The 23171-nt window shown below is 57.1% G+C and carries 20 protein-coding genes; 13 read left to right on the top strand and 7 right to left on the bottom strand.

The features are described 5' to 3' along the window. Positions 1 to 184 precede the first annotated feature (184 nt). From O2N63_RS14365 to O2N63_RS14350, 4 genes are all read left to right on the top strand, one after another. Positions 185 to 1636: an aldehyde dehydrogenase family protein gene (locus O2N63_RS14365; protein ID WP_271054976.1), complete on the top strand. Its 1452-nt coding sequence runs from the start codon at positions 185 to 187 to the stop codon at positions 1634 to 1636. A 4-nt stretch (positions 1637 to 1640) separates the two neighbouring features. Beyond that, positions 1641 to 2516 (top strand): 3-hydroxybutyryl-CoA dehydrogenase, encoded by an 876-nt coding sequence (locus O2N63_RS14360; RefSeq protein ID WP_271054975.1) that lies wholly within the window; start codon positions 1641 to 1643, stop codon positions 2514 to 2516. Positions 2517 to 2665: 149 nt separating this feature from the next. Then, complete coding sequence (locus O2N63_RS14355) at positions 2666 to 3667, top strand: efflux RND transporter periplasmic adaptor subunit (protein WP_271054974.1); 1002 nt, start codon at positions 2666 to 2668, stop codon at positions 3665 to 3667. Next, positions 3660 to 6863 carry an efflux RND transporter permease subunit gene (locus O2N63_RS14350; protein ID WP_271054973.1) on the top strand — a complete coding sequence of 1068 codons (3204 nt, stop codon included), beginning with the start codon at positions 3660 to 3662 and terminating at the stop codon, positions 6861 to 6863. Before O2N63_RS14355 ends, O2N63_RS14350 begins: the two co-directional genes overlap by 8 nt. A gap of 39 nt (positions 6864 to 6902) precedes the next feature. Here O2N63_RS14350 and O2N63_RS14345 read toward each other — a convergent pair whose 3' ends face one another. Further along, positions 6903 to 7409, bottom strand: a complete 507-nt coding sequence (locus O2N63_RS14345) for a DUF2478 domain-containing protein (RefSeq protein WP_271054972.1) — start codon at positions 7407 to 7409, stop codon at positions 6903 to 6905. Positions 7410 to 7530: 121 nt separating this feature from the next. On the opposite strand from O2N63_RS14345, the gene O2N63_RS14340 reads away from it, so the two are divergent. Then, a complete protein-coding gene (locus O2N63_RS14340; RefSeq protein WP_271054971.1) occupies positions 7531 to 8394 on the top strand; it encodes an urea carboxylase-associated family protein in 864 nt (287 codons plus the stop codon). Between the two features lie 150 nt (positions 8395 to 8544). On the opposite strand, the gene deoD is transcribed toward O2N63_RS14340, so the two are convergent. Beyond that, positions 8545 to 9249, bottom strand: coding sequence for a purine-nucleoside phosphorylase (gene deoD / locus O2N63_RS14335; protein WP_271054970.1), 705 nt, complete (start codon positions 9247 to 9249; stop codon positions 8545 to 8547). 226 nt (positions 9250 to 9475) lie between these two features. Between deoD and O2N63_RS14330 the strand changes: the two genes are divergently transcribed. Continuing rightward, positions 9476 to 10018, top strand: coding sequence for a DUF4329 domain-containing protein (locus tag O2N63_RS14330; protein ID WP_271054969.1), 543 nt, complete (start codon positions 9476 to 9478; stop codon positions 10016 to 10018). Positions 10019 to 10136: 118 nt separating this feature from the next. Here the strand turns inward: O2N63_RS14330 and O2N63_RS14325 are convergent, their stop codons facing one another. Beyond that, positions 10137 to 12110 (bottom strand): protein meaA, encoded by a 1974-nt coding sequence (locus tag O2N63_RS14325; RefSeq protein ID WP_271054968.1) that lies wholly within the window; start codon positions 12108 to 12110, stop codon positions 10137 to 10139. Between the two features lie 269 nt (positions 12111 to 12379). Here O2N63_RS14325 and O2N63_RS14320 point away from each other — a divergent pair, with 269 nt between their 5' ends. The 7 genes from O2N63_RS14320 (at position 12380) to O2N63_RS14290 (ending at position 19533) form a co-directional block, all read left to right on the top strand. After that, the gene (locus O2N63_RS14320) at positions 12380 to 13807 is read left to right on the top strand and encodes a 1-acyl-sn-glycerol-3-phosphate acyltransferase (RefSeq protein ID WP_271054967.1); all 1428 of its coding nucleotides are present in this window, start codon (positions 12380 to 12382) and stop codon (positions 13805 to 13807) included. A 150-nt stretch (positions 13808 to 13957) separates the two neighbouring features. Continuing rightward, positions 13958 to 15244, top strand: coding sequence for a crotonyl-CoA carboxylase/reductase (gene ccrA / locus O2N63_RS14315; protein ID WP_271054966.1), 1287 nt, complete (start codon positions 13958 to 13960; stop codon positions 15242 to 15244). Positions 15245 to 15499: 255 nt separating this feature from the next. Then, positions 15500 to 15715, top strand: coding sequence for a hypothetical protein (locus O2N63_RS14310; RefSeq protein WP_271054965.1), 216 nt, complete (start codon positions 15500 to 15502; stop codon positions 15713 to 15715). After that, complete coding sequence (locus O2N63_RS14305) at positions 15684 to 16397, top strand: helix-turn-helix transcriptional regulator (RefSeq protein ID WP_271054964.1); 714 nt, start codon at positions 15684 to 15686, stop codon at positions 16395 to 16397. Before O2N63_RS14310 ends, O2N63_RS14305 begins: the two co-directional genes overlap by 32 nt. A 110-nt stretch (positions 16398 to 16507) precedes the next feature. Next, on the top strand, positions 16508 to 17158 hold the full coding sequence (locus O2N63_RS14300; RefSeq protein WP_271054963.1) for an acyl-homoserine-lactone synthase: 651 nt from the start codon (positions 16508 to 16510) through the stop codon (positions 17156 to 17158). 115 nt (positions 17159 to 17273) lie between these two features. Beyond that, a complete protein-coding gene (locus O2N63_RS14295; protein WP_271054962.1) occupies positions 17274 to 18812 on the top strand; it encodes an ATP-dependent DNA helicase in 1539 nt (512 codons plus the stop codon). After that, on the top strand, positions 18805 to 19533 hold the full coding sequence (locus tag O2N63_RS14290; protein WP_271054961.1) for an SDR family oxidoreductase: 729 nt from the start codon (positions 18805 to 18807) through the stop codon (positions 19531 to 19533). Before O2N63_RS14295 ends, O2N63_RS14290 begins: the two co-directional genes overlap by 8 nt. Positions 19534 to 19667: 134 nt before the next feature. On the opposite strand, the gene O2N63_RS14285 is transcribed toward O2N63_RS14290, so the two are convergent. From O2N63_RS14285 to O2N63_RS14270, 4 genes are read right to left on the bottom strand one after another with little or no spacing between them, the layout of a single operon-like run. Next, the gene (locus O2N63_RS14285; RefSeq protein ID WP_271054960.1) at positions 19668 to 20438 is read right to left on the bottom strand and encodes a TIGR02186 family protein; all 771 of its coding nucleotides are present in this window, start codon (positions 20436 to 20438) and stop codon (positions 19668 to 19670) included. After that, positions 20438 to 21355: a sulfite exporter TauE/SafE family protein gene (locus tag O2N63_RS14280; RefSeq protein ID WP_271054959.1), complete on the bottom strand. Its 918-nt coding sequence runs from the start codon at positions 21353 to 21355 to the stop codon at positions 20438 to 20440. Before O2N63_RS14280 ends, O2N63_RS14285 begins: the two co-directional genes overlap by 1 nt. Before the next feature lie 57 nt (positions 21356 to 21412). Then, on the bottom strand, positions 21413 to 22219 hold the full coding sequence (locus O2N63_RS14275; RefSeq protein WP_271054958.1) for a purine-nucleoside phosphorylase: 807 nt from the start codon (positions 22217 to 22219) through the stop codon (positions 21413 to 21415). After that, a complete protein-coding gene (locus O2N63_RS14270) occupies positions 22203 to 23168 on the bottom strand; it encodes an ABC transporter permease (protein WP_271054957.1) in 966 nt (321 codons plus the stop codon). The genes O2N63_RS14275 and O2N63_RS14270 overlap by 17 nt, the downstream gene beginning before the upstream one ends. Between the last annotated feature and the right edge of the window lie 3 nt (positions 23169 to 23171).

The raw sequence follows: 23171 nt of genomic DNA, 5'->3' as shown, positions 1-23171 counted from the left end.
GCACGCCCTGATCCTCGGGCGCGCGCAGACAGGCCTGCAGGCGTTCGCATAAGCGCATGAGAATGACCGGCCGCTTTTTTCCTCTTGGCGGCCGGATCATGAGGAAAGCCGACATTGATCTCCCCATGATTTTGCAATGGCTTTCCTCACCCCTTTTCTAGACCTCACGAGAGGTCCTCCCAACATGAATATGACGAGAGCCACCATGAAGCAGAACCTGATTGCCGGTGAATGGCTGGACGGCGCGGAAGCTGTCCCGAACCTCAACCCCGCGGACCTTTCGGATGTGATTGGCGAATACGCCCATGCATCGGTTGAGCAAGTCAATGATGCTGTGGCTGCGGCCAATGCGGCGCTGCCCGCATGGGCAAATGCCTCGCCTCAGGTGCGGTCGGATCTCTTGGAAGCGGTCGCTGCCGAGATCTTCGCCCGCAAGGATGAGATTGGCACTATTCTGGCCCGTGAAGAAGGCAAAACGCTGGCGGAAGCCATCGGCGAGACGGCTCGCGCCGCTCAGATCTTCCGGTTCTTTGCTGGCGAAGCGATCCGGGTGGCAGGTGATGCGATTGCCTCGGTGCGCCCCGATGTGGATGTGGATGTGGTGCGAGAGCCCGTGGGTGTGGTTGGAATGATCACGCCGTGGAACTTCCCCATCGCTATCCCCGCATGGAAAATTGCACCTGCGCTGGCGTATGGCAATACGGTGGTGTTCAAACCGGCGGACCTGACGCCGGGATCTGCGCATCTTCTGGCCGAGATCCTTCACAAGGCGGGCGTGCCAGCTGGGGTGTTCAACCTCGTCATGGGGCGTGGCTCTCTTGTGGGGCAAGCCATCGTTGATCATCCCGGAGTGAATGCCATCACCTTCACCGGTTCCGTACCGGTGGGTCGCAACATGGCCGTTGATGCCGCGCGCGGTATGAAAAAGCTGCAGATGGAGATGGGCGGCAAGAACCCGATGGTGATCATGGATGACGCCGAAATGGACATTGCCGTGTCGACCGTTCTCAATGGTGCCTTTTTCTCGACAGGGCAGCGTTGCACCGCTTCGTCGCGCATCATCGTTCAGGCGGGTATTCATGATGCTTTCGTCGAGCGGCTCGCGGCTGAAATGCAGGCTTTGACCGTGGGCAACCCGCTGGATGTGGCGACACAGATCGGGCCGGTGGTCTCTGAGGGGCAGTTGAATGGCAACCTCGGCTACGTGGATCTGGCCCGCAGTGAAGGAGCTGAGGTGATCGGGGGAGAACGTTTGAACCGTGACAATGAAGGCTTTTTCCAGGCACCTGCGATGTTTGTTGGGGCCACGAACCAAATGCGTTCAAGCCGCGAAGAGATCTTTGGCCCTTGTGCTTCGATCATCAAGGTCGCGGATTTTGATGAAGCGCTTTCAGTATCGAATGACACCGAATTTGGCCTGTCCTCGGGGATCTGCACGTCGAGCCTCAAATATGCTCGTGAATTCAAGCGCCGCTCACAGGCGGGCATGGTGATGGTGAACCTGCCCACAGCCGGGGTGGACTACCATGTGCCATTTGGCGGGCGGAAAGGGTCGAGCTATGGCTCGCGCGAACAGGGGCGCTATGCGGCCGAGTTCTACACCACAGTGAAAACAGCCTACAGCTTTGCGGGGTAAGGAAATGAGCATTCAATCAGTTGGCGTGATCGGGGCAGGGCAGATGGGCAACGGGATTGCCCATGTCTTTGCGACTTCGGGCTATGACGTGGTTCTCAATGATGTCTCACAAGAAGCGCTGTCTGCTGCGATTGGACGTGTTGAGAAAAACACCGCTCGACAAGTGGCCAAAGGCGCCATGACCGAAGAAGCGCGCGGGGCAGCGTTGGCCCGCATCCGCACCACGCACGAGTTGGGGGAGCTGGGCGGCACGGATCTTGTGATCGAGGCGGCCACTGAACGGGAAGAGGTCAAGGATCAGATTTTCGCGGGGCTTGCCCCGTCGCTTGGCGCAGACACGATTTTGACATCCAACACGTCGTCGCTGTCCATTACGCGGTTGGCGGCAAAGACAGACCGTCCCGACCGGTTTATGGGATTTCACTTCATGAACCCGGTGCCAGTGATGAAGCTGGTTGAGCTCATTCGCGGTATTGCGACCTCGGACGAGACCTATCAGAGCCTGTTGAGTGTGGTCGAAAACCTTGGGAAAACCGCCGCCAGCGCCGAAGATTACCCGGCCTTCATCGTGAACCGCGTTCTGATCCCGATGATCAACGAAGCCTGTTACGCGCTTTATGAAGGCGTGGGGTCGGTGGCGTCGATTGATGCCTCGATGAAATTGGGGGCGAACCATCCGATGGGGCCGCTGGAGTTGGGAGATTTTATCGGTCTGGATACGTGTCTGGCGATCATGAACGTCCTGCATGACGGTCTGGCAGACACCAAATATCGCCCTTGTCCTCTTCTGGTAAAATATGTCGAGGCAGGGTGGGTTGGCCGCAAGGCCGGTCGCGGCTTCTATGATTATCACGGTGAAGTGCCGGTTCCAACTCGCTAGATTGGTCCCGTCGCGCGTTATAACCCATCCCGGACGGTCCTTCGGGGTGGGTTTTTTTATTTGGAATTGATCTCCCGCATAGACAGGGGTTGAAATACATTCAAAAAAGAGCATATGAAGTCCAATCACGCGAACGGAAGGGATCCCTCATGCTGCGCACTTTCATTACGACACTGCCGTTTTTGGCGCTTCCGGCCCTTTCGATGGCCGAGATCAATTACACTGTTACCCCGGTCGAGGTGACCGATTGGAAAGCCGTGTTTGGAAAGGTTGAACCCCGTGACAGCGTACCCGCCCGCGCGCGTCTGGGCGGTACAATGACCGAGATTTTGGTGAGCGAAGGGGATTTGGTTCAGGAAGGCCAGAAAATCGGTCTTATTTCGGATGAAAAACTCGCCCTGCGTCTAATTGCTGTGGATGCCACGCTTGCCTCGCTCACGGCCCAGCTTGAGAATGCCGAGGTTGAACTCAAACGTGGTGAAAGTCTTGTGGAGCGTGGTGTGGCGACCGCCCAGCGATTGGACGCGCTGCGTACCCAGGTGGATGTGGTGAAAGGGCAGATTGCCGCCACTGAGGCTGAGCGTCAGGTCATAGAACAACAAGCTGCCGAAGGCGCGGTGCTGGCCCCGATCGCGGGCCGAGTGTTGACCGTGCCTGTGACCAAAGGGGCGGTTCTGATGCCCGGTGAAGTGATCGCCATGGTCGGTGGGGGCGGCGTGTTCCTGCGCCTCGCCGTGCCGGAACGCCATGCAGCTGTTTTGACTGAAGGGGTCGAGATCCTGATCGGTGCAGACGGGCAGGAACAGGTTGGGCGTCTCGCCAAGCTTTACCCGCAGATCGAGAACGGTCGGGTGATCGCTGATGTCGAGGTGCCAGAGCTAAATGCCAGTTTCGTTGATGCGCGCGTTCTGGTGCGCCTGCCCGTGGCTTCTTCAAGTAAACTCGTCGTTCCATCAGAGGCCGTTGCGACCCGTATGGGATTGGATTTCGTGACCGTCAAAACTGGCGATCACTTGATTGAACGCACCATTGTCGCCGGAGAAACCGTGGTTCTGGACGGCGTCAACATGATCGAAATTCTCACCGGACTTGTGCCGGGCGACGTAGTTGTGGACCCGATCCAACCAAAGGCAGGAGGCGGCCATGAGTGATCATTCCCACAATACACCGCTTGGAATTGCAGGCGGGCTGACCAAGGCGTTTATCCAGTCGGCACTTACCCCCCTGATGATCCTCGCAGCGCTTGCCGTGGGGTTGGTGGCGCTTGGCGCGCTGCCCCGCGAAGAAGAGCCGCAAATCTCGGTGCCGCTGGTGGATATCCACATTCAGGCGCCGGGGTTGAAGGCTGAGGATGCGATGAAGCTGGTGACCGAACCGATGGAAACCATCGTTAAGGGCATCAACGGGGTCGAGCATGTTTATTCCTCGACCCGCGACGACTATGCCATGGTCACTGCGCGCTTTCTGGTGGGCACCTCGTCTGATGCCGCGATCCTGCGTGTGCATGATAAGGTGAACGCAAATATTGACCGGATCCCTGTGGGTATTCAGAAGCCGCTTATTGTCGGGAAAGGCATTGATGACGTGGCGATTGTGTCGCTCACGCTGACACCTGATCCCCATGCGGGCGAGATCACCGCAAATGACATCACCCGCGTGGCGCGTGAATTGCAGGTCGAGATGGCTAAGATTCAGGATGTAGGTCTGACCTATCTCGTCGGTGACAGCAATGAGGCGATCCGCATTGCACCGGATCCGGAGCGGTTGGCGCTTTACGGCATCACACTGCAACAGCTTGCGGGCAAGGTGGAGGGGGCCAATCGTGCGTTCTCAACTGGGCTCATCCGCGACAACGGCGAGCAGATTGCGCTGGTGGCAGGCAAGACCCTGCAGGCCCCGGCTGAAATTGCCAACCTGCTGCTGACCGCCCGTGATGGCCGAGCTGTTTACGTACGCGACGTGGCGGATGTGAGCTTTGTTCCCGACACCTCCCAAAGCATCGTCAGCCAGATCACCCGTGACGAACACGGTCTGCACCGCACCCCTGCGGTGACGCTTGCCATCGCCAAGCGGGCAGGGGCCAATGCCGTCGTGGTGGCCGAGGAGGTTCTGCACAAGGCCGAGGCGCTCAAGGGCAGCCTGATCCCGGACAGCATCACCGTTTCAGTGACCCGTGACTATGGTGAAACTGCGAATGAGAAAGCCAACGAACTGCTGTTCCACCTTGGCCTTGCGACCGTATCCATTGTTGGCCTGGTACTCTTCGCCATCGGCTGGCGTGAAAGCATCGTGGTTGCGGTGGTCATCCCGGTGACCATCCTGCTCACGCTTTTTTCCGCCTGGATCATGGGCTACACGCTGAACCGCGTGTCGCTCTTTGCACTGATCTTTTCAATCGGGATCCTGGTGGATGACGCGATTGTGGTGATCGAGAATATCGCCCGGCACTGGGCGATGAAAGACAAAGCCGACCGGGTGACCAAAGCCATTCGTGCGGTAGCCGAAGTGGGCAACCCGACCATTGTGGCAACGCTGACCGTGGTGGCAGCCCTTCTGCCGATGCTCTTTGTGTCCGGGCTGATGGGGCCTTACATGTCGCCGATCCCGGCCAACGCCTCTGCCGCGATGATCTTCTCGTTCTTCGTGGCGGTGATCATCACGCCGTGGCTGATGATCAAGATTGCTGGCAACGCACCTGCTCATGATCACTCTGATGAAGGTGGCCATGGCGGTCGTCTTGGTGCGATCTATTCCGCCGTGGCCCGACCTGTGCTTAAGACCAAGGCACGCAGCCTCGGCTTTCTCATAGCGGCCATTGTGCTGAGTTTCGGCTCTCTTGGCCTGCTTTATACAAAGGACGTGACGGTTAAACTCCTGCCCTTTGACAACAAATCGGAATTGTCCGTGGTGATTGACCTGCCCGAAGGGGCGTCGGTCGAGGCCACCGATGCCGTGGCGCAGGATGTGGCGCGTCTGGTGATGGATCTGCCCGAGGTCGTCTCGGTTGAAACCCATGCTGGCACCGCCAGCCCATTCAACTTCAACGGCCTCGTGCGCCATTACTATCTGCGCGAAGAGCCGCAATTGGGTGAAGTGGCGATCCTTCTGGCTCCGAAACATGACCGGGACCGGTCCAGCCATGAGATTGCGCTCGAAATCCGTGCTCTGATTTCTGAACTGGACCTGCTGCCGGGCACTTCGATGAAAACCGTCGAACCGCCCCCCGGCCCGCCGGTGATCGCGACCCTTCTGGCCGAGGTCTATGGCCCCACACCAGAAGCCCGCCGCGAGGCGGCCACGAAAATCCGTGAGGCCTTTGAAAGTGTGCCTTACGTGGTGGACGTGGATGACAGCTTTGGCACGCAGCCGCGGAAGATCCGTGCCGAGATTTCCACCGATGCGTTGGAATTCCATGGCGTGCAGGAAGGCGACGTGTTCCAGACACTGGCGATGCTGAATACCGCCAATACAGTGGGCTATTCTCACCGGGGTGACGGGCGCAATCCTGTCCCGATTGTGATGGAGCGCGACAAGTCGGATCGGGTGCTGGATGAACGTTTCCTGTCGACCCCGATCCCTGCCAACACCCTGCCGGGTGCGCGTGGCGTGGTGGAGCTTGGCGACGTGATCACGCTTGCCGAGGAACGGGCCAGTTTCCCGATCTTCCGCCACAATGGCCGGACAGCCGAAATGGTGCAGGCCGAATTGGCAGGTGATTTCGAAGCTCCGCTTTATGGTATGCTCGCGGTCGCGGATGCGCTCGACCAGATGGAGTGGGAACCGGGAACAAAACCCATTATCCGCATGAACGGGCAGCCGGAAGATGAAAGTTCCGTTACGCTTCTATGGGATGGCGAATGGGAAGTGACATGGATCACTTTCCGCGACATGGGAGCCGCCTTTGCGGTGGCCCTGCTCGGGATCTATATCCTTGTCGTAGCGCAATTCGGATCGTTCAAACTACCGCTGGTGATCCTCACCCCGATCCCACTGACGTTCCTCGGGATCATGGCCGGGCACTGGCTATTTGCCGCGCCCTTCTCAGCCACGTCGATGATCGGTTTTATCGCGCTGGCAGGGATCATTGTGCGCAACTCGATCCTCTTGGTGGACTTCATCCGCCACGCTGATCCGAGTACGGACAAGACCGAGATCCTGATTGAGGCAGGCGCAATTCGCTTCAAGCCGATCTTGCTTACGGCGATTGCTGCGATGATTGGTGCAGTGGTGATTTTGGCAGACCCGATCTTTCAAGGGTTGGCCATCTCGCTTCTGTTCGGGCTCTTGAGCTCGACCCTGCTGACCGTGCTGGTTATTCCGGCGATTTACAAAGTGTTCCGCACGTGAACGTACAAGGGGTGCCTCATTGGCGCCCCTTAATTTTCGCTACGATTTACCCGTAGCCTCCAGTGCCCAAGCCAACAGTGCTTCTGGTTCTGGGGGGAGTTCTTCAGCTTCACCGACATAGTCGCGAAACGCCTCAACCGTGGTACCTGCCACACCGATCAGTGCGGGCATGTCACGCGACAACGCTTCGCCGACTGCATGGCGAAATCCGCGCCCCTCTGCTTCCTGCTTGCCGAACTTGTTGACGATCAGAAGGTCAGCCCCAGCGGCAATGTTCGCTTCTGTTGCGGCGACAGATTGCTCAAGGGCTTCCGGGTTCAGTTTGCAGCCATTGGCCCCTGCGCCCAGATACTGGCTGATGCGGATCTTCGGCCCATCGGGCAGCACCAGCACATCCATGTCACAGTGAAATTCTTCCTCGCGCTCGGTGTCCAGTTGCACCGTACCCGCCAGACGTACACCTTTTGCGGCCAATGCCTCGGCCACACCAGCCAGAAGTTCGTTGGTTTTCCCGCGCCCCGGCGCAATCACATAGGCAAGTTTCATCTCTTTTCTCCCATTATTCTCGCATGGCAGGCGCGGCACCTTATGTCAAATCACTGGCGCGTCAGGGCTTGTATTCGAGCGGGTCTCGTGGCCTCCTGCCGATAAGCAAAAGGAGCGAGAGATGAAACTCGACACACCCGAGAATACGGCCCCGGATGATGCCGCCAACCGAAAAAGTATCGCTCCAGTGATCTGTTATCCGCCAGAAACATTGCCCCCCGTACCGCTGGATCTTTACCGAGCGGCCCGGGCAACAGCGCAAAAGGTGGATGAGGTGCTGATCCCAGCCCGGGATGCCAAATGCTTCTCTGTTCCGGCAGGGCAATTCTTCCGCATTTCATCAGTTGAGGGCCCGCAGGTGGGGGATCTCAATCTGTGGAGCGCCAATGACGTTCGCGAACGGTTCTACTCTGGCAAAACCCGTGCGCTTCACGGCACACATGTTTCCACCGGTGATCGTCTTTGGACCAGCTTTCCACATATGCGCCCAATGGCCACGATCACGGCGGACACATTGGATTGGTACGGCTTTGACGCCTTTGGAGGGTCCGTGCATGACGTGATCGGAACACGCTGCGATCCCTATACAAACAACCTGCTCTCTGGCGGGCAGTATCACCATTGCTGCCACTCTAACCTTACCCGCGCTCTGGCAGAACATTTGGGGCGATCCTGCGATGAGGTCGAATCTCATGTGCATGACGTATTAAATGTCTTCATGTGCACAGGGTTTACCCGCGACACGGGACAATATTTCATGAAGGCCAGCCCGGTGCGCCCCGGAGATTATCTTGAGTTCTTTGCAGAGATTGACCTTCTGGGCGGCCTCTCGGCCTGCCCAGGTGGCGATTGCTCCTCCGAACACAGCTCCGATACTGCGGCCTGCTATCCGCTGCTGGTCGAAGTCTTTGCTCCGGAAGAGGGAAGCCTCCCAGGTTGGGTCTCCCCTCAGCGCAATGGCTATGATCAAAGCCACGGGGTCTGAGGTCCTACCCTCTATTTTCTGGTTTCAAATATCCCGGGGTGTGCGGCAAAGCCGCGAGGGGCAGCGCCCCTCAGGCTCACGAAGTGAGCCACTCCCAAGCCTGTTGACCGTCAGGTCGTAAAGGCGCGGGAGCCTTCCCGCGCCGTTCATTCATGCAAATGCTGCGTTCAGAGCGATCTCGACCATGTCACCAAAACTCTTCTCGCGTTGGTCAGAGGGCAGCGCTTCGCCGGTCAGAAGGTGATCTGACACGGTCATAATCCCAAGTGCCCGCACCCCGTAACGATTGGCCAGAGTGTAAAGCTCAGCCGCTTCCATCTCGACGCCAAGGATCCCATGGCGCTGCATCTGTTCATCCAGATCCTTGCGCTCGGAATAGAAAGTGTCAGACGAATAAATTCCACCCACATGCACGCCAACATCCACCGATTTTGCCGCTTTAACGGCTGCGGACAGCAGGGAATAGTCTGCGCATGGGGCAAAGTTCAACTCGCGGAACATGGTCGAGCTGGGGGTCGAGGTCGACGTGGTGGTCATCGCAATGATCACATCGCGGACCTTCACATGTTCCTGCATGCCTCCGCAGGACCCGATACGAATAAGTGTCTTGGCTCCATAGTCACGGATAAGCTCATTGGCGTAGATCGACATGGACGGCATTCCCATGCCCGATCCCTGGATGGTCACGCGATTGCCTTTCCACGAACCGGTAAAACCGAACATGCCGCGCACTTCATGCACCAGTTCGGCGTCATCCAGAAAGGTTTCCGCCACCCACTTGGCGCGATAGGGGTCGCCCGGCATCAACACGGTTTCAGCGATCTGGCCTTTTTCGGCTCCGATATGGACTGTCATGGGATCCTCGTCACATGGAAGTAAGTTGAACATGAGTTGGTCGAGTCTGTAGGTGCTCGACAATCATCAGGGCAGGATGCCTTTCCTGATCAGAAAGGTCAAACAGGCCATCAGAGGTCGCAGCGATGAAAACCTGTCGAAGGGTTGACTTTGTGCCTATGGGCGGGGCCTCATAGCGTGACCCTATTGATCAGACAGATATTGAGCAGATAACGCAGGTGACCTGATGAGGCGTTACGGAATTCTAGGTACATTATGTCTTGCCTTGCCGTTCGGAGCGAATGCAACCGTGGCACAAGGGGCTGAGGAGTTGGCTCTCGTAAAACTTATCTTCGCCCAGTTGCAGGTGATTTCGATTGAGAAGAACCGGGAATACTGTGGCTATATCGGGCGTGATGCTGAAGGCAAGGTGGCTTTTTCCAAGGCGCGTCGTGGTCGCAAGGGGACCTGTGCGCCCGATGACCCGGATGAGCTCTCGCTGGTCACGGCCTCTTATCATACGCATGGAGCCTATTCGCCCAACTATGTGAATGAACTACCCTCGGTCGAGGACATGGAGGGGGATGAAGCTGAAGGGATTGATGGCTGGGTCGCCACGCCAGGCGGGCGGCTGTGGTATGTCGACACTGAAGAGATGGTGGTGCACCAGATCTGTGGTCTGGGATGCCTTCCCTCAGATCCACAGTTTATCGAAGGGGACACCGGCCTGATCGAGCAGAGCTATTATTATGACGAGCTTGTTCAGAAGATCGAAGAGGCGGGCGGGTAGGGGCTTTGCCCCTCTGCACCCGACTGTGTCGTGCGAATTCACCCCAAGGTATTTGGGGCAAGAAAAAAGGCGCGATGTTGGTCCCGCGCCTTTCTGAGTTTTGAAACCATCCGGGCCGTTACTCGGCAGCCACCGTTTGCGGGGCGACCAACGTGACGATATCCTCCATGATCAGGTTCAGTTCAAAGTCCTTCGGTGTGTAGACTTTGGCCACACCCAATGCGCGGAGCCTCTCGGCGTCTTCGTCGGGGATGATGCCCCCGGCGACAACCGGGATGTGGCCCAGACCTGCAGCTTTCATGCGCTCCATCAGTTCTTCGAGAAGCGGGATGTGCGAGCCGGAGAGGATTGACAGGCCGACCACATGGGCGCCGGTCTCTTGGGCAGAGGCCACCAGCTCTTCGGGTGTCAGGCGGATGCCGTCATAGGTGATATCCATGCCGCAGTCACGGGCGCGGGCGGCGATTTGTTCGGCGCCGTTTGAGTGGCCGTCCAGACCGGGTTTGCCAACGAGGAACTTGAGTTTCTCACCCAGCTGTCCCGACACGGCGGCGACGCGTTCTCGGATCTCATCCAACCCTTCGGTACGGTTCGATGGGTTCTTCGACACGCCCGTCGGTGCGCGGTATTGCCCGAAAGTTGAACGCATCACTTCACCCCACTCGCCAGTGGTGACGCCGGCTTTGGCGGCGGCAATCGATGAGGGCATGATGTTGGTGCCATCCTTGGCAGCGGCCCGCAGGTCGGCCAGAGCTTTTTCTACGGCGTTCGCATCGCGGGCCTCGCGCCAAGTATCCAGACGCGTAATCTGGTCGGCTTCGGCCTCGGCATCCGCCACCATGATCGCGCCGTCACCAGCGGTGAGCGGGCTTTCAGCGGCTTCGGTCCATTTGTTCACGCCAACCACGGTGGTGTCACCCACCTCAATCTTGCCGATCCGTTCGGCGTTGCTCTCCACCAGACGCGACTTCATGTATTCGATCGAAGAGATCGCACCGCCCATGCCGTCGATCTGCGCCAGTTCGGCACGCGCGCCTTCCTTGAGGGCGGCGACTTTGCGTTCCACGGCGGGGTTGTTGTCGAACAGGTCTTCATATTCCAGAAGGTCCGTTTCATAGGCCATAATCTGCTGCATCCGCAGGGACCATTGCTGATCCCACGGGCGTGGCAGGCCAAGAGCTTCGTTCCAGGCCGGAAGCTGCACCGCACGGGCGCGGGCGTTTTTCGACAGCGTCACGGCGAGCATTTCGATCAGGATGCGGTAGACGTTGTTTTCCGGCTGTTGTTCGGTCAGGCCAAGCGAGTTCACCTGTACACCGTAACGAAAGCGACGGAATTTCGGGTCTTCGACGCCGTAACGTTCGCGGGTGATCTCGTCCCACAGTTCCACAAATGCCCGCATCTTACACATTTCGGTCACGAAGCGGATGCCTGCGTTCACGAAAAAAGAGATGCGGCCGACCATGGCCGGGAAAGCCTCGGCGGGGACCTTGTTTTTCAGGTCGTCGAGCACTGCAATGGCGGTGGCAAGTGCAAAGGCGAGTTCCTCTTCCGGCGTCGCGCCGGCCTCTTGCAAGTGATAGGAACAGACGTTCATCGGGTTCCACTTGGGCAGATGCTCGCGCGTATAGGCGGCCACATCGGTAATCATGCGCAGGGACGGTTTCGGTGGGCAGACATAGGTGCCGCGCGAGAGATATTCCTTAATGATGTCGTTCTGCACCGTGCCCTGCAGTTTCGAAACATCTGCGCCCTGTTCCTCGGCCGCCGCAATATAAAGGGCAAGCAACCACGGGGCAGTGGCGTTGATCGTCATAGACGTGTTCATCTGTTCGAGCGGGATCTCGTCGAAGAGCGCACGCATGTCGCCCAGATGCGCGAGCGGTACACCCACCTTGCCCACTTCGCCACGGGCAAGAACGTGGTCACTGTCATATCCGGTCTGGGTCGGCAGGTCGAAGGCCACGGAAAGCCCGGTCTGACCCTTGGCCAGATTGGTGCGATAAAGGGCGTTCGAGGCCTTGGCAGTCGAATGGCCGGCATAGGTGCGGAACAGCCAGGGACGGTCTTTGGTGCGCTCTTCAGTGGTCATGACGTGACTCGCTCTATGTTGCAGTGCAGCATTTTTCGCAGACGCAACAATATTACGCAAGAGGGAATTTGAAAGTTAGGATTATTGCGCGACAAAATTCTCCGACGGGGCGGACGCCCAACGGGTGAGCCCCCGGTTTGGGTTGGCACGCTACGCTTTGTGGCACCCCTGCTTTCGGGGTGAGTATTTGGTGCAAGTGGAAAACAGTGACATCATGGCAAGGAAAAGGTGATCTTTACCTTTCACCAGAATCCTGAAAAGGATTTTTCATGACGCAGGCGGTAGAACTTCCTCTTTGGCTATTGGTGCTGATCCTCGGATTTGCCACCGTGACCTTTGCGTCGCATTTCCTTTTTCCTTCGGTGCGCTGGTTCTTTCGCAAGCGTTTAGAGCGGGCCGTGGCGCGGCTCAATGAGCGGTTGGAGCGACCGATTGAGCCGTTCAAACTGGCGCGGCGCTATGACATGGTGCAGCGTCTTTCTTATGATCCCGAGGTGGCCAGGGCGATTGCAGAACATGCAGCCGAAGAACAGATCCCTGAACAAGTGGCGTTTGAAAAGGCACAGCGATACGCACGTGAGATCGTGCCGCGGTTTTCAGCCACCGCCTATTTTGGGTTCGGGATCCGGTTGGCAAAACTCATTAGCCGCGGATTTTACCGTGTTCGACTTGGTGCCTTTGATGAGGCGCGACTGAAAGAGGTAAGCCCCGATGCCACGGTGGTTTTCGTTATGAACCACCGCTCCAACATGGATTACGTGCTGGTGACATGGCTGGCAGCTGAGCGCTCGCATCTGTCATACGCAGTGGGCGAATGGGCGCGGGTCTGGCCTTTGCGCGCGCTGATCAGATCGATGGGCGCCTATTTTATCCGCCGCAGAAGCCGCAATGCACTCTATCGCAAAGTGTTGTCACGCTATGTCCGTATGGCGACGGAAGGTGGTGTGACACAGGCGATGTTTCCGGAAGGGGGGCTGTCGCTGACCGGAGAGGTGGGAGCGCCCAAAATGGGTCTTCTGAGTTATATCATTGATGGGTTTGACCCTGAAACCAACCGTGATGTGGTGTTTCTGCCGGTCGCGATGAACTATGATCGGGTGCTGGAAGACCGCGTTCTGGTGGCAGCCAATGTCAAAGGCGTGCGGAAGTTCGGGCTGCGCTTTAAATATGTGGCTCACCATGTGGGCACACATCTGTGGCAGCGGATCACCCGGCGGTTCCACAGATTTGGCTACGCAAGTGTTTCCTTCGGTTCACCGGTGTCGCTGAAAAGCTTCATGTCCGAGAATGACAAGAAGGTGCCTGAACGTCTTGCACAGGATCTGATGGGTCGTATCCGCGCGGTGGTTCCGGTCTTGCCGGTGCCGGTGGTGGCGGCTGTGATGTTGGAGAAGGACAGCCATTCACGCGATGAGGTGGCTGACCGTTTTCAGACGCTGGTGGCGGGAATGGAAGCGCATGGTGCGCATGTACATATGCCGCGTAACGATTTGGACTACGCCGTTGAGGTCGGGCTGCGGCTTTTGGCCATGCGGAAGCTTATTGTTGAAGAGGGTGGGCGCTATAGGGTGAATACATCCGACCGTGCTATACTTGCCTTCTACGCCAATTCCATTGCGCACTTGTCAGAGGCGATCACGCCGATTTATCTGTCGGATCTGTCACCCGCTGAGGTCGCGGACGTCGCAAAGCTGTAACCTGACCTTAACGTCATCTGCGACATAAAGTTACAAATAATGGTGAATTGTGGTTGCAATATTGCTGACTGATGCGTAATGCTGCATTTGCAGCCGCGTTTCTGCATCGCGGCAATTAGAATCACTGCTTGTAGTTGACAGGAGGCCACCATGGCTTTGGATACGCAAACCGGCATCGCGGAATACGATGCACCGAAAAAAGATCTCTACGAGATCGGTGAAATGCCCCCAATGGGTCACGTACCGAAACAAATGTATGCTTGGGCGATCCGCCGCGAGCGTCAGGGCGAGCCTGATAAGGCGATGCAGGTTGAGGTGGTCGACACCCCCACGCTGGACAGCCATGAGGTTCTGGTAATGGTGATGGCCGCTGGTGTGAACTACAACGGCATCTGGGCCGGTCTTGGTGTGCCAGTCAGCATGTTTGACGTGCATAAGCAGGACTACCACGTTGCCGGGTCCGACGCTTCGGGCATTGTTTGGGCCGTGGGCGACAAGGTGAAAAGCTGGAAAGTGGGCGACGAGGTTGTGATCCACTGTAACCAGGATGACGGTGACGACGAGGAATGCAACGGCGGTGACCCGATGTTTTCGCCGAGCCAACGGATTTGGGGATATGAAACCCCAGATGGGTCTTTTGCTCAATTTACCCGCGTTCAGGCCCAGCAATTGCTGCGCCGCCCCAAGCATCTGACCTGGGAAGAATCGGCTTGTTACACGCTGACGCTGGCCACGGCGTATCGGATGCTGTTTGGTCACCACCCACATGAACTCAAGCCCGGCCAGAACGTATTGGTTTGGGGCGCCTCGGGTGGTCTGGGCTCTTATGCGATCCAGCTGATCAACGCGGCTGGTGGCAACGCGATTGGTGTGATCTCGGACGAAGACAAGCGCGACTTCGTGATGGGGCTGGGCGCCAAGGGCGTCATCAACCGCAAGGATTTCACCTGCTGGGGGCAATTGCCCACGGTCAACACGCCAGAATATGATGCCTGGTTCAAGGAAGCGCGCCGCTTTGGTAAAGCCATCTGGGACATCACCGGCAAGGGCAACAACGTAGACATCGTGTTCGAACACCCAGGTGCTGCGACCTTCCCCGTGTCCAACTTGGTCTGCAAGAAGGGCGGCATGGTTGTGATCTGTGCAGGTACCACCGGCTTCAATTGTACGTTCGACGTGCGCTACACTTGGATGCACCAGAAGCGTCTGCAAGGTTCTCACTTTGCTCACCTGAAGCAGGCTGCTGCAGCCAACAAGCTGATGATTGAACGCCGGATCGATCCCTATATGTCGGAAGTGTTCCCCTGGGATGAAATCCCAGCCGCGCATTTGAAGATGTACCGCAACGAGCACAAGCCCGGCAACATGTCGGTGCTGGTTCAGGCACCGAAAACAGGTCTTCGCACGCTGGAGGATGCTTTGGAAGCGCGCAGCTGATCTGATTGAATATACCGATACTTTGAAACCCCTGTGGCTCGGTCGCAGGGGTTTCTTTCTTTTGTTCTCTCTTCTTTAGGGCGAATCACTTTTAAGAAACTCGCCGTAAGGGGCGCGGATCACGTTTGAACGGGCCATTTGCGGAGGGTGAGGACATAAAGTTTCAATGCTTTGAAATTTTCTCACTCACTATTTTGGGGGAGTAAGAACCGGTGAATTAACGGTTTTTATCACTCATGCTAAGGTTGTGTTGTGATGGAACTTAAAACGGGGCTTTACATGGCGAATGAATGGATCATTGATGTTCTTACCGACCTGATGGCTTATGCTCGAAAAAACGATCTTTCTGTCACGGCTGAGGCGCTGGATGATGCACGTCTCATAGCTTTGACCGAGATTGCGAATGCTGCGGATCGGAAAGCGGAGATGATGCAGCCACATGATAGACAGCCTGGAACAGCAGCTCGATAGTATTCAGAACGCGAGTACGCTTGAGGATTTGCAAATCGCGACCGAAGCCTTGCGGGATTACTACAAGGTGCTTCATGTGGTCTACCACTGGGTGAACTCGATTGGTGAGCGTTTCGGCGCGGGAACATATAGCCCGGAATGGGTCGATCGCTATGTCGAAAAAGATTATCTGAGGATGGATCCCGTAATATATGGTTGTTTTCAACGCTTTACTCCGGTAATTTGGAAAGAACTCGATTGGTCATCCAAGGCGGCAAGAGCCATGTTGGGGGATGCTCTTGATCATGGTCTGGGCAACCAGGGGTATACGATCCCGATCCGTGGCCCTTCCGGACAATTTGCCCTGTTCACGCTGAACAATCATGCAGAAGACGATGCGTGGACTGCGTTTATTTCCGACAATGCCCGCGACCTGATGATCCTGGCGCACGAACTGAATAAAAAGGCGCTCGAGTTCGAGCAGTGGGGGGACGCTGCCACCACTCCGATGTTGTCCCCCCGCGAGTTGGGTGCCATGACCTGTCTGGCGAAGGGTATGAACCGTGCACAGGCCGCGGCGGAGATGCAGATTTCAGAGCATACACTCAGAGTTTATATCGAAAGCGCCCGGCATAAGCTGGGAGCGATGAATACAACCCATGCGGTTGCGCGCGCCCTGTCAACCGGTGTGATTATCGTGTGATCTCGTGATAGGTCTTAATCGGGTCTGAACCCGGCGTGCGCTCGGCTGGCCGGTGTTAACGCCTGTGGCGGCAATGTGTCCTCAGCTGATCGGACACAGGAGCCTCCACAATGCTGCGTTACCTCTATGCTAACGACCTTTCTCGTTTTCCCTTGCTGCGTGACACGATGTTTCGCGACCGAACGGAACAATTCTCTAAGCGCCTAGGTTGGGATGTAACGGTGAATGCGGCTGGGGAAGAGCGGGATCAATATGATGACCTCAATCCCCTCTATGTTATCTGGGAAATGGCCGATGGTCGCCACGGTGGATCCATGCGCTTTATGCCCACAGTGGGGCGCACGATGGTCAACGAGCATTTCAGTCACTTGACCGGTGGGGTGACAATTGAAAGCCCGCTGATTTGGGAATGCACCCGCTTCTGTCTTTCCCCAAAAGCCGACAAACGGGCATCTGCAGCCCTTGCGCTGGGGGCCGGGGAACTTATGGACGCGTACAAACTCAAGCATTATGTTGGCGTATTTGACCCGCGGATGCAGCGCATTTATCGCCTGATGGGTCTGGAGCCGGACGTGATCGGCATGGAAGGTGAGGGTCGCGATGCTATTGGGGTTGGGCTGTGGTCGATGGATGCCAGCGCATTTGAACCAACCCTGAAGCGCGTTGGGGTTACGCGTGAGATGAGCTGCGGGTGGCTGTGTTATTCGCTGGCTGGCAAGCCCGTCCCATCGCAGGGCGGAACGATTGCCGAGACCGCATAAGGGACTCTGCCCCACTCTGCGAGCGGGGCCTCACCCCGGGATATTTAAGGCAAGAGGAAGGCTGAAGTAGGAGTTTCGCCTTTTCGCTTTTTGTTCCACGGGGTAGGGTCTCGCCATGAGTGAGCTGTCCCCCATTACGTTTTCCGAAGACCAAGCCGAAGCCCATGATCGCGTTGCAGAAATGTTGCGAGGGGCGGGTGTGAATCTGGACGATGCGCTTCTGACACCCATGTCGGACGGAAAGGCGCAGGTTTTTGCGGTGATGGGCAAGGCCGGATCGGGCAAGACCATGCTGTTGGCCGAGCTATACAAAGCGTTAGAGGCGGCGGGCGTCGACATTGTGTCCGGCGACTATGAGAGCAAGAAGAAAAAGGATCGTCGCACGCTGGCCATTCTGGCACCAACCAACAAAGCGGCTTCCGTTTTGCGCATGCGTGGTGTGCCTGCGACCACCATTCACCGCATCCTCTACACTCCCGTCTATGACCCGGAATACGAAAAGATTGCCGAGTGGCTGTCCGGTGAAGGGGAGCGACCTGAGATTGAGGGTTTGACGGATGAAGCGTTGGACCGGGCTTTTGCGTTTTATCAGACGAACAAATCCATTCCCGGCGCTTTGGCCGCAGCGGGGTTGCGCGGGTCGGACTTCATTACCGGTTGGAAACGGCGTGGTGATCCGCTGGACATCGGCTTTGTCGACGAAAGCTCTATGCTTGATGACAAACAGTTCGATGATCTGCGCGAGATTTTTCCGACCCTGATCCTGTTTGGTGATCCCGCGCAGCTGGCCCCGGTGGGGCAGTCGGGCACGATGGTGTTCGACAAGCTGGGTGATATGCGCAAATTGGAGCTGCACCGCATCCACCGTCAGAAAGAGGACAATCCGATCCTCGATCTGGCCCATGCGCTATCTGACGACAGTCTGAGTTTTGACGCGTTTGAACGTATGATCGAAGATGCGGCGCGTCGGGATGAGCGTGTACAGCTGGCGCCTCGGGTCAACGCCGACCTGATGGCGCGTTCGCCCGTGCTGGTGTGGCGCAACAAGACACGGGTTCGGCTGATCTCAGCTTTCCGAGGGGCGTTTGGGGCGCCCGCGGAGGAGCTCATGCCTGGTGAGCCATTGATTTGTGACGGGATCGAATTGCCGCTCAAACACCGCAAGAAGAGGATTGATCTTGAAGCGCGTGGGCTGATCAAGGGCGCGCAATGTGTCTATCTCGGACCCGGCAAGAAACCGGGATTTTCGCGGTTGCATGTGATTGGGGCGGAGGATCCACAGGTTTCAGCAGCCTCGATCGTGAAAATTGAGTTGCCCGATGAAGAAGAACCTTTCATCCCCTTTGCCGCCCGCATGGGGGCAGCGTTCCTGCATGGGGCGGCGGTGACGATCCACAAGGCACAGGGCAGCCAGTGGCCGGATGTGCAGGTTTTTGCGCCAGACCTCTATGCAGCAGCCCAGATGGGACGAAACGAGGCTGGAATTCCGCTCTGGAAGCGGCTGGCCTACGTGGCGATTACCCGTGCTGAACATCGGCTGCACTGGGTCACACGCTATGCAATGGCACGCCCGACGGACGGGTTGCGTGTTGACGACCTACGTGCCCCGGCAGCACCGTTGACGCTTCAGGCTGAGGGAGGAGAAAATGGCTAGTATTCTGATCACTGGAGCAAGTTCCGGCATCGGTCGGACGGTGGCCGATCTGTTCCTGTCAGAAGGTTGGACCGTTGGGCTACTGGCTCGGCGCAAGGACGCGCTTGAAGCTGTGGCTGAAGGTCATCAGAACGCGGTTGTGTTGCCTGCAGATGTATCTGATCCGTCCGCTGTCGACCGCGCTTTTGAACAATTTACTGATCGCACCGGTCATCTGGACGTGCTCTTCAACAATGCGGGAGTATTCACTCCGGCCGCTGCAATTGACGAGGTCTCGGTCGAAGATTGGAACCGCGCGGTGAATGTGAACCTGACCGGCATGTTCCTGTGTGCCCGCGCTGCCTTTGCCCGGATGCGGGCACAGGATCCTCAAGGTGGACGGATCATCAATAATGGCTCGATTTCCGCGCATGTGCCCCGTGAAGGTGCCGTGACATATACCGTCACCAAACATGGAATTACCGGGCTGACACGGCAATTGAGCCTAGATGGAAGGCCCTTTGATATTGCATGCGGGCAGATCGATATCGGCAATGCGCGTACCGAACTTTTACAGGGTATTGCCGATGAGGCGGTTGCGCGTGGCGAAGTGCCGCCACCAACTATGGATGTGGATGATGTGGCCCGATCAGTCCTGCACATGGCCAATCTGCCCCCAGAGGCCAACGTACAGTTCATGACAGTGATGGCCACCAAGATGCCTTACATCGGGCGAGGTTAATGTCTGTGTCGATCACGTCCGGGATCAAGTGATGGAGCATTCCTCGACGGCATTTTTTAGAAACCTGACATTCGAGTTTTGTCGCTAAACTTGGACTGATGGAAAATGATTCATCAACCGCCGAAACGATTGGGTCAGCCCCTTAGGATGAACCGGAAAATCGACGATGCGCCCCAGCCAGCGGCTATCGCGATAAACAGCGACAAGAGACCGTAGATCAGCGGTTGGTTATGGGCGAGATTGTAGATCCAGCGTTCAAGTCCCACCTTCTGCACGTTGATCACCGTCTCATAGCTGGCGGCAACGTATCCGGCACGGGTGAGCAAGATCCGGGTGCGATACTCGCCTTCAGTCAGGTTCGATGGAAGCGCGATACGAGTGTCGAACAATGTATCCTGGCGCACGGTCACATTGTTTTCGAGTAAACGGTAGGTTCCATTGTTTTCGCGAATGCGAATGAGGGCTTCGGTGAATTCGGTTGGATCAATGTTGGTGAAGATATTGTCGCTGATCGTGATCGCCCGGTTGACCGATACCAGATGGCGCAGATCATCGAGAATGTTGATGGATCCGTCCAGCGTTGAAGAGGCGGAAACCGCATAGAAACTTGGGGCAGACGCGATGTCGAGCGCATCGGTATTGACCCAAATCCCAAACCTTTTGTCTTTTTTGCGTACGGTGACCGGAACATTTGGCCCTTCGACCACCACCACCACTTCAAGCGGTTCATCCGCAGGAGCGGGTGTTTCTCGTTTCACGGCACCAAAGATCAGGATTTCGGATCCCACAAATGTGGCGTTGATCGACACCATATTCTGGCTGAGACCAGCAACCACCTCTTCCTTGGCATGGGCTGCGGTCACCCCCAGGATCAGAGCGGAAAGACAAGCGATGAGGATGCGCATCAGTGACCGCCCCCTGCGCCGATTTCAAATAGCTCCGATGGTTGGATAAGCAGGTCCAGAGCCAGTTTGCCGCAAACCGCAAGCACCATGATGGCCAGCAAAATACGTAGCTGCTCTGCCTTTAGTTTGACCCCGATCCGCGCCCCGATCTGGGCCCCGACGACGCCCCCGATCAAGAGCAGAACCGCAAGCGCCATATCTACGGTATAGTTGGTGGTTGCGTGCAAAAGCGTTGTGAAAGCGGTCACAAAGATGATCTGGAAAAGCGAGGTGCCGACGACAACCTTGGTCGGCATCCCAAGCAGATAGATCATCGCGGGAACCATGATGAACCCGCCACCAACACCCATGATCGCTGCGAGGATACCAACCAGCACTCCGACAAGGATCGGCGGAATGACCGAGATATAAAGACCAGAGGTGCGGAACTTCATCTTGAAGGGCAGGTTATGCACCCAGTAATGCTTGCGCCGGGTTGTCACCACTTTGCCGCCTCGCGTCTTCATGATCGCATTGAGGCTTTCTAGGAACATCAACCCACCGATGATGCCCAGAAACAGCACGTAAGACAGTTTTACCAACAGGTCGACCTGCCCCATGGCTTTCAAAGTGTTGAACAGCTGGACGCCAAGTGCTGCCCCGATCAGCCCCCCGACAAGCAGGACCAGCCCCATTCGGAGATCAACTGTCTTTCGTTTGAAATGCGCGAGCACACCGGAAAAAGACGAAGCCACAATCTGGTTGGCTTCGGTTGCTACCGCTACAGCGGGGGGGATGCCGATGAAGAACAGAAGCGGCGTCATCAGAAACCCGCCACCAACACCAAACATGCCCGACAGGATCCCGACGATCCCGCCAAGGCCGAGAAGCAGAAAGGCATTCACCGAGACCTCGGCGATCGGAAGATAGATTTGCATCAGCGGACCGGATGTAAAGAAAAAGCGCTTTAATTCATTTTATTGCGCAGTTTCAGGTCATTCGTCACGGGTTAAATACCTGCGAACCAGTTTTTCCAGTTTTTTTGCTCCAAGTGGTGCCATGGCTTTGGTGTGTTCGTGGCTGATAGCCTCATCTGAAAGGCCCTGCGCCATGTTGGTGATGGTCGAGATCCCCGTGGCGCGCATTCCGAGAAACCTTGCAAGAATCACTTCCGGCACAGTCGACATGCCCACTGCATCAGCCCCAAGCGTGCGAATGGCCCTGATTTCGGCAGGAGTTTCAAAACTCGGTCCCGAGTACCAGGCGTAAACACCGGGTTTAAGCGCGATGCCCTCTTCCTCGGCGATTGCGGTGAACTCCGCCCGCATATCCACATCATAGGCTCCGCCCATAGGCACAAACCGCGCATCAGTCGGTTCGCCAATCAGCGGGTTAAGGCCCGAAAAGTTAATGTGATCTTCGATCAACATCAGATCTCCCGGTGGGATGTCCTGACGCATCGAACCTGCCGCGTTGGTCAGGATCAGTCGGTCGGCGCCCAACGCCTTCAGCACCTCAAGGGGAAGCCGCATCGCATCCGCCTTGCCGCTTTCATAGTAATGCGCACGCCCGCCAAAGACGGCGACGCGGGTGCCTTCCAGATTGCCGATCACAAGGTTTGGGTTGTGCCCGGATACACCCGCATGGGGAAAGCCATCCAGCTCGGAATAGGGGATGGCCACGCCGTCCACCGCATCCGCAAGATGGCCCAGACCAGATCCCAGAACGAGACCGACGTCGACCGGTTCGGGACCTGCAAGGCCCCGAACTTTCTCTGCAATTGCCTCAGCGTTCTTTGACATAAGGTTGACCCCCGGCTTTCGGCGGGATGGCCTTGCCAATGAAGCCTGCCAGAATGATCACAGTCAGGATGTAGGGCAGGGCCTCCATGAACTGCGATGGCAGGGTGATGAAGCCCAGATCGATCTTGGGATATCGGATCGCGATGGCCTGAAGCAAACCAAAGAGCAGCGTCGCCCCCAGTGCCGGCACCGGCTTCCACTTGGCAAAGATCAGGGCGGCCAGCGCGATAAAGCCGCGTCCGGCGCTCATTTCCTTACCAAAGCCCGAGCTCAGCCCGGTGGCCAGATAGATCCCGGCCAGACCGCAGAGAACACCCGCAATCACCATCGCTGTATAACGCAGGCGGATGACGGAAATCCCTGCCGTATCCACCGCTGCCGGGTTTTCCCCAACAGCGCGCATGCGCAGGCCAAAGCGCGTGCGGTAAAGCACGTACCAGACTGTTGGCACCAGCAGGAGCGCCACATAAACCAGCAATGTGTGTCCGGACAGAAGGGTAGAATAGATCGGACCCAATATGGGCACATCCCTGAGTGCATCCGCGAAGGGCAGAGTGATCGGATTGAACCGCTCAGCCCCTTCCAGGGTCGGGGTTCGCCCTCCGAGCCCAAACCATGTCTCGCCCACCAGAACTGTGAGCCCCGAGGCAAGGAAGTTTAGTGCCACACCCGAGATCAGTTGATTGCCGCGGAAGGTGATCGAGGCCATGCCATGCACCAGCGAGAACACCACCGACACGGTCACGCCGGCCAGAAGCCCCAACCAAACCGATCCGGTAAGTGAAGCAACCGCCGCCGAGAAGAAGGCCGACACAAGGATTTTACCCTCAAGCCCAATATCGAAAATGCCGGAGCGTTCCGAAATCAGGCCCGCCAGACAGGCCAGCAAAAGTGGAGTCGCCATACGGAGGGCACTGTCGAGGATTTGAATGATCGTCAGAAAATCCATGAC

It is taken from the genome of Aliiroseovarius salicola, from assembly GCF_027891095.1.
Classification (GTDB): Bacteria; Pseudomonadota; Alphaproteobacteria; order Rhodobacterales; family Rhodobacteraceae; genus Aliiroseovarius; species Aliiroseovarius salicola.
The sequence above is the reverse complement of the archived record's forward strand: the minus strand, read 5'-3'. Positions and strand labels throughout refer to the sequence as shown.

Coding starts and splice junctions, on each gene's coding strand:
- O2N63_RS14365 (WP_271054976.1), top strand. CDS start 185: ATGAATATGACGAGAGCCACCATGAAGCAGAACCTGATTGCCGGTGAA.
- ccrA (WP_271054966.1), top strand. CDS start 13,958: ATGGCTTTGGATACGCAAACCGGCATCGCGGAATACGATGCACCGAAA.
- deoD (WP_271054970.1), bottom strand. CDS start 9,249: ATGACAGTCCATATCGGAGCCGAAAAAGGCCAGATCGCTGAAACCGTG.
- O2N63_RS14330 (WP_271054969.1), top strand. CDS start 9,476: ATGAGGCGTTACGGAATTCTAGGTACATTATGTCTTGCCTTGCCGTTC.
- O2N63_RS14290 (WP_271054961.1), top strand. CDS start 18,805: ATGGCTAGTATTCTGATCACTGGAGCAAGTTCCGGCATCGGTCGGACG.
- O2N63_RS14340 (WP_271054971.1), top strand. CDS start 7,531: ATGAAACTCGACACACCCGAGAATACGGCCCCGGATGATGCCGCCAAC.
- O2N63_RS14295 (WP_271054962.1), top strand. CDS start 17,274: ATGAGTGAGCTGTCCCCCATTACGTTTTCCGAAGACCAAGCCGAAGCC.
- O2N63_RS14360 (WP_271054975.1), top strand. CDS start 1,641: ATGAGCATTCAATCAGTTGGCGTGATCGGGGCAGGGCAGATGGGCAAC.
- O2N63_RS14270 (WP_271054957.1), bottom strand. CDS start 23,168: ATGGATTTTCTGACGATCATTCAAATCCTCGACAGTGCCCTCCGTATG.
- O2N63_RS14310 (WP_271054965.1), top strand. CDS start 15,500: ATGGAACTTAAAACGGGGCTTTACATGGCGAATGAATGGATCATTGAT.
- O2N63_RS14350 (WP_271054973.1), top strand. CDS start 3,660: ATGAGTGATCATTCCCACAATACACCGCTTGGAATTGCAGGCGGGCTG.
- O2N63_RS14305 (WP_271054964.1), top strand. CDS start 15,684: ATGATAGACAGCCTGGAACAGCAGCTCGATAGTATTCAGAACGCGAGT.
- O2N63_RS14300 (WP_271054963.1), top strand. CDS start 16,508: ATGCTGCGTTACCTCTATGCTAACGACCTTTCTCGTTTTCCCTTGCTG.
- O2N63_RS14320 (WP_271054967.1), top strand. CDS start 12,380: ATGACGCAGGCGGTAGAACTTCCTCTTTGGCTATTGGTGCTGATCCTC.
- O2N63_RS14345 (WP_271054972.1), bottom strand. CDS start 7,409: ATGAAACTTGCCTATGTGATTGCGCCGGGGCGCGGGAAAACCAACGAA.
- O2N63_RS14275 (WP_271054958.1), bottom strand. CDS start 22,219: ATGTCAAAGAACGCTGAGGCAATTGCAGAGAAAGTTCGGGGCCTTGCA.
- O2N63_RS14280 (WP_271054959.1), bottom strand. CDS start 21,355: ATGCAAATCTATCTTCCGATCGCCGAGGTCTCGGTGAATGCCTTTCTG.
- O2N63_RS14285 (WP_271054960.1), bottom strand. CDS start 20,438: ATGCGCATCCTCATCGCTTGTCTTTCCGCTCTGATCCTGGGGGTGACC.
- O2N63_RS14355 (WP_271054974.1), top strand. CDS start 2,666: ATGCTGCGCACTTTCATTACGACACTGCCGTTTTTGGCGCTTCCGGCC.
- O2N63_RS14325 (WP_271054968.1), bottom strand. CDS start 12,110: ATGACCACTGAAGAGCGCACCAAAGACCGTCCCTGGCTGTTCCGCACC.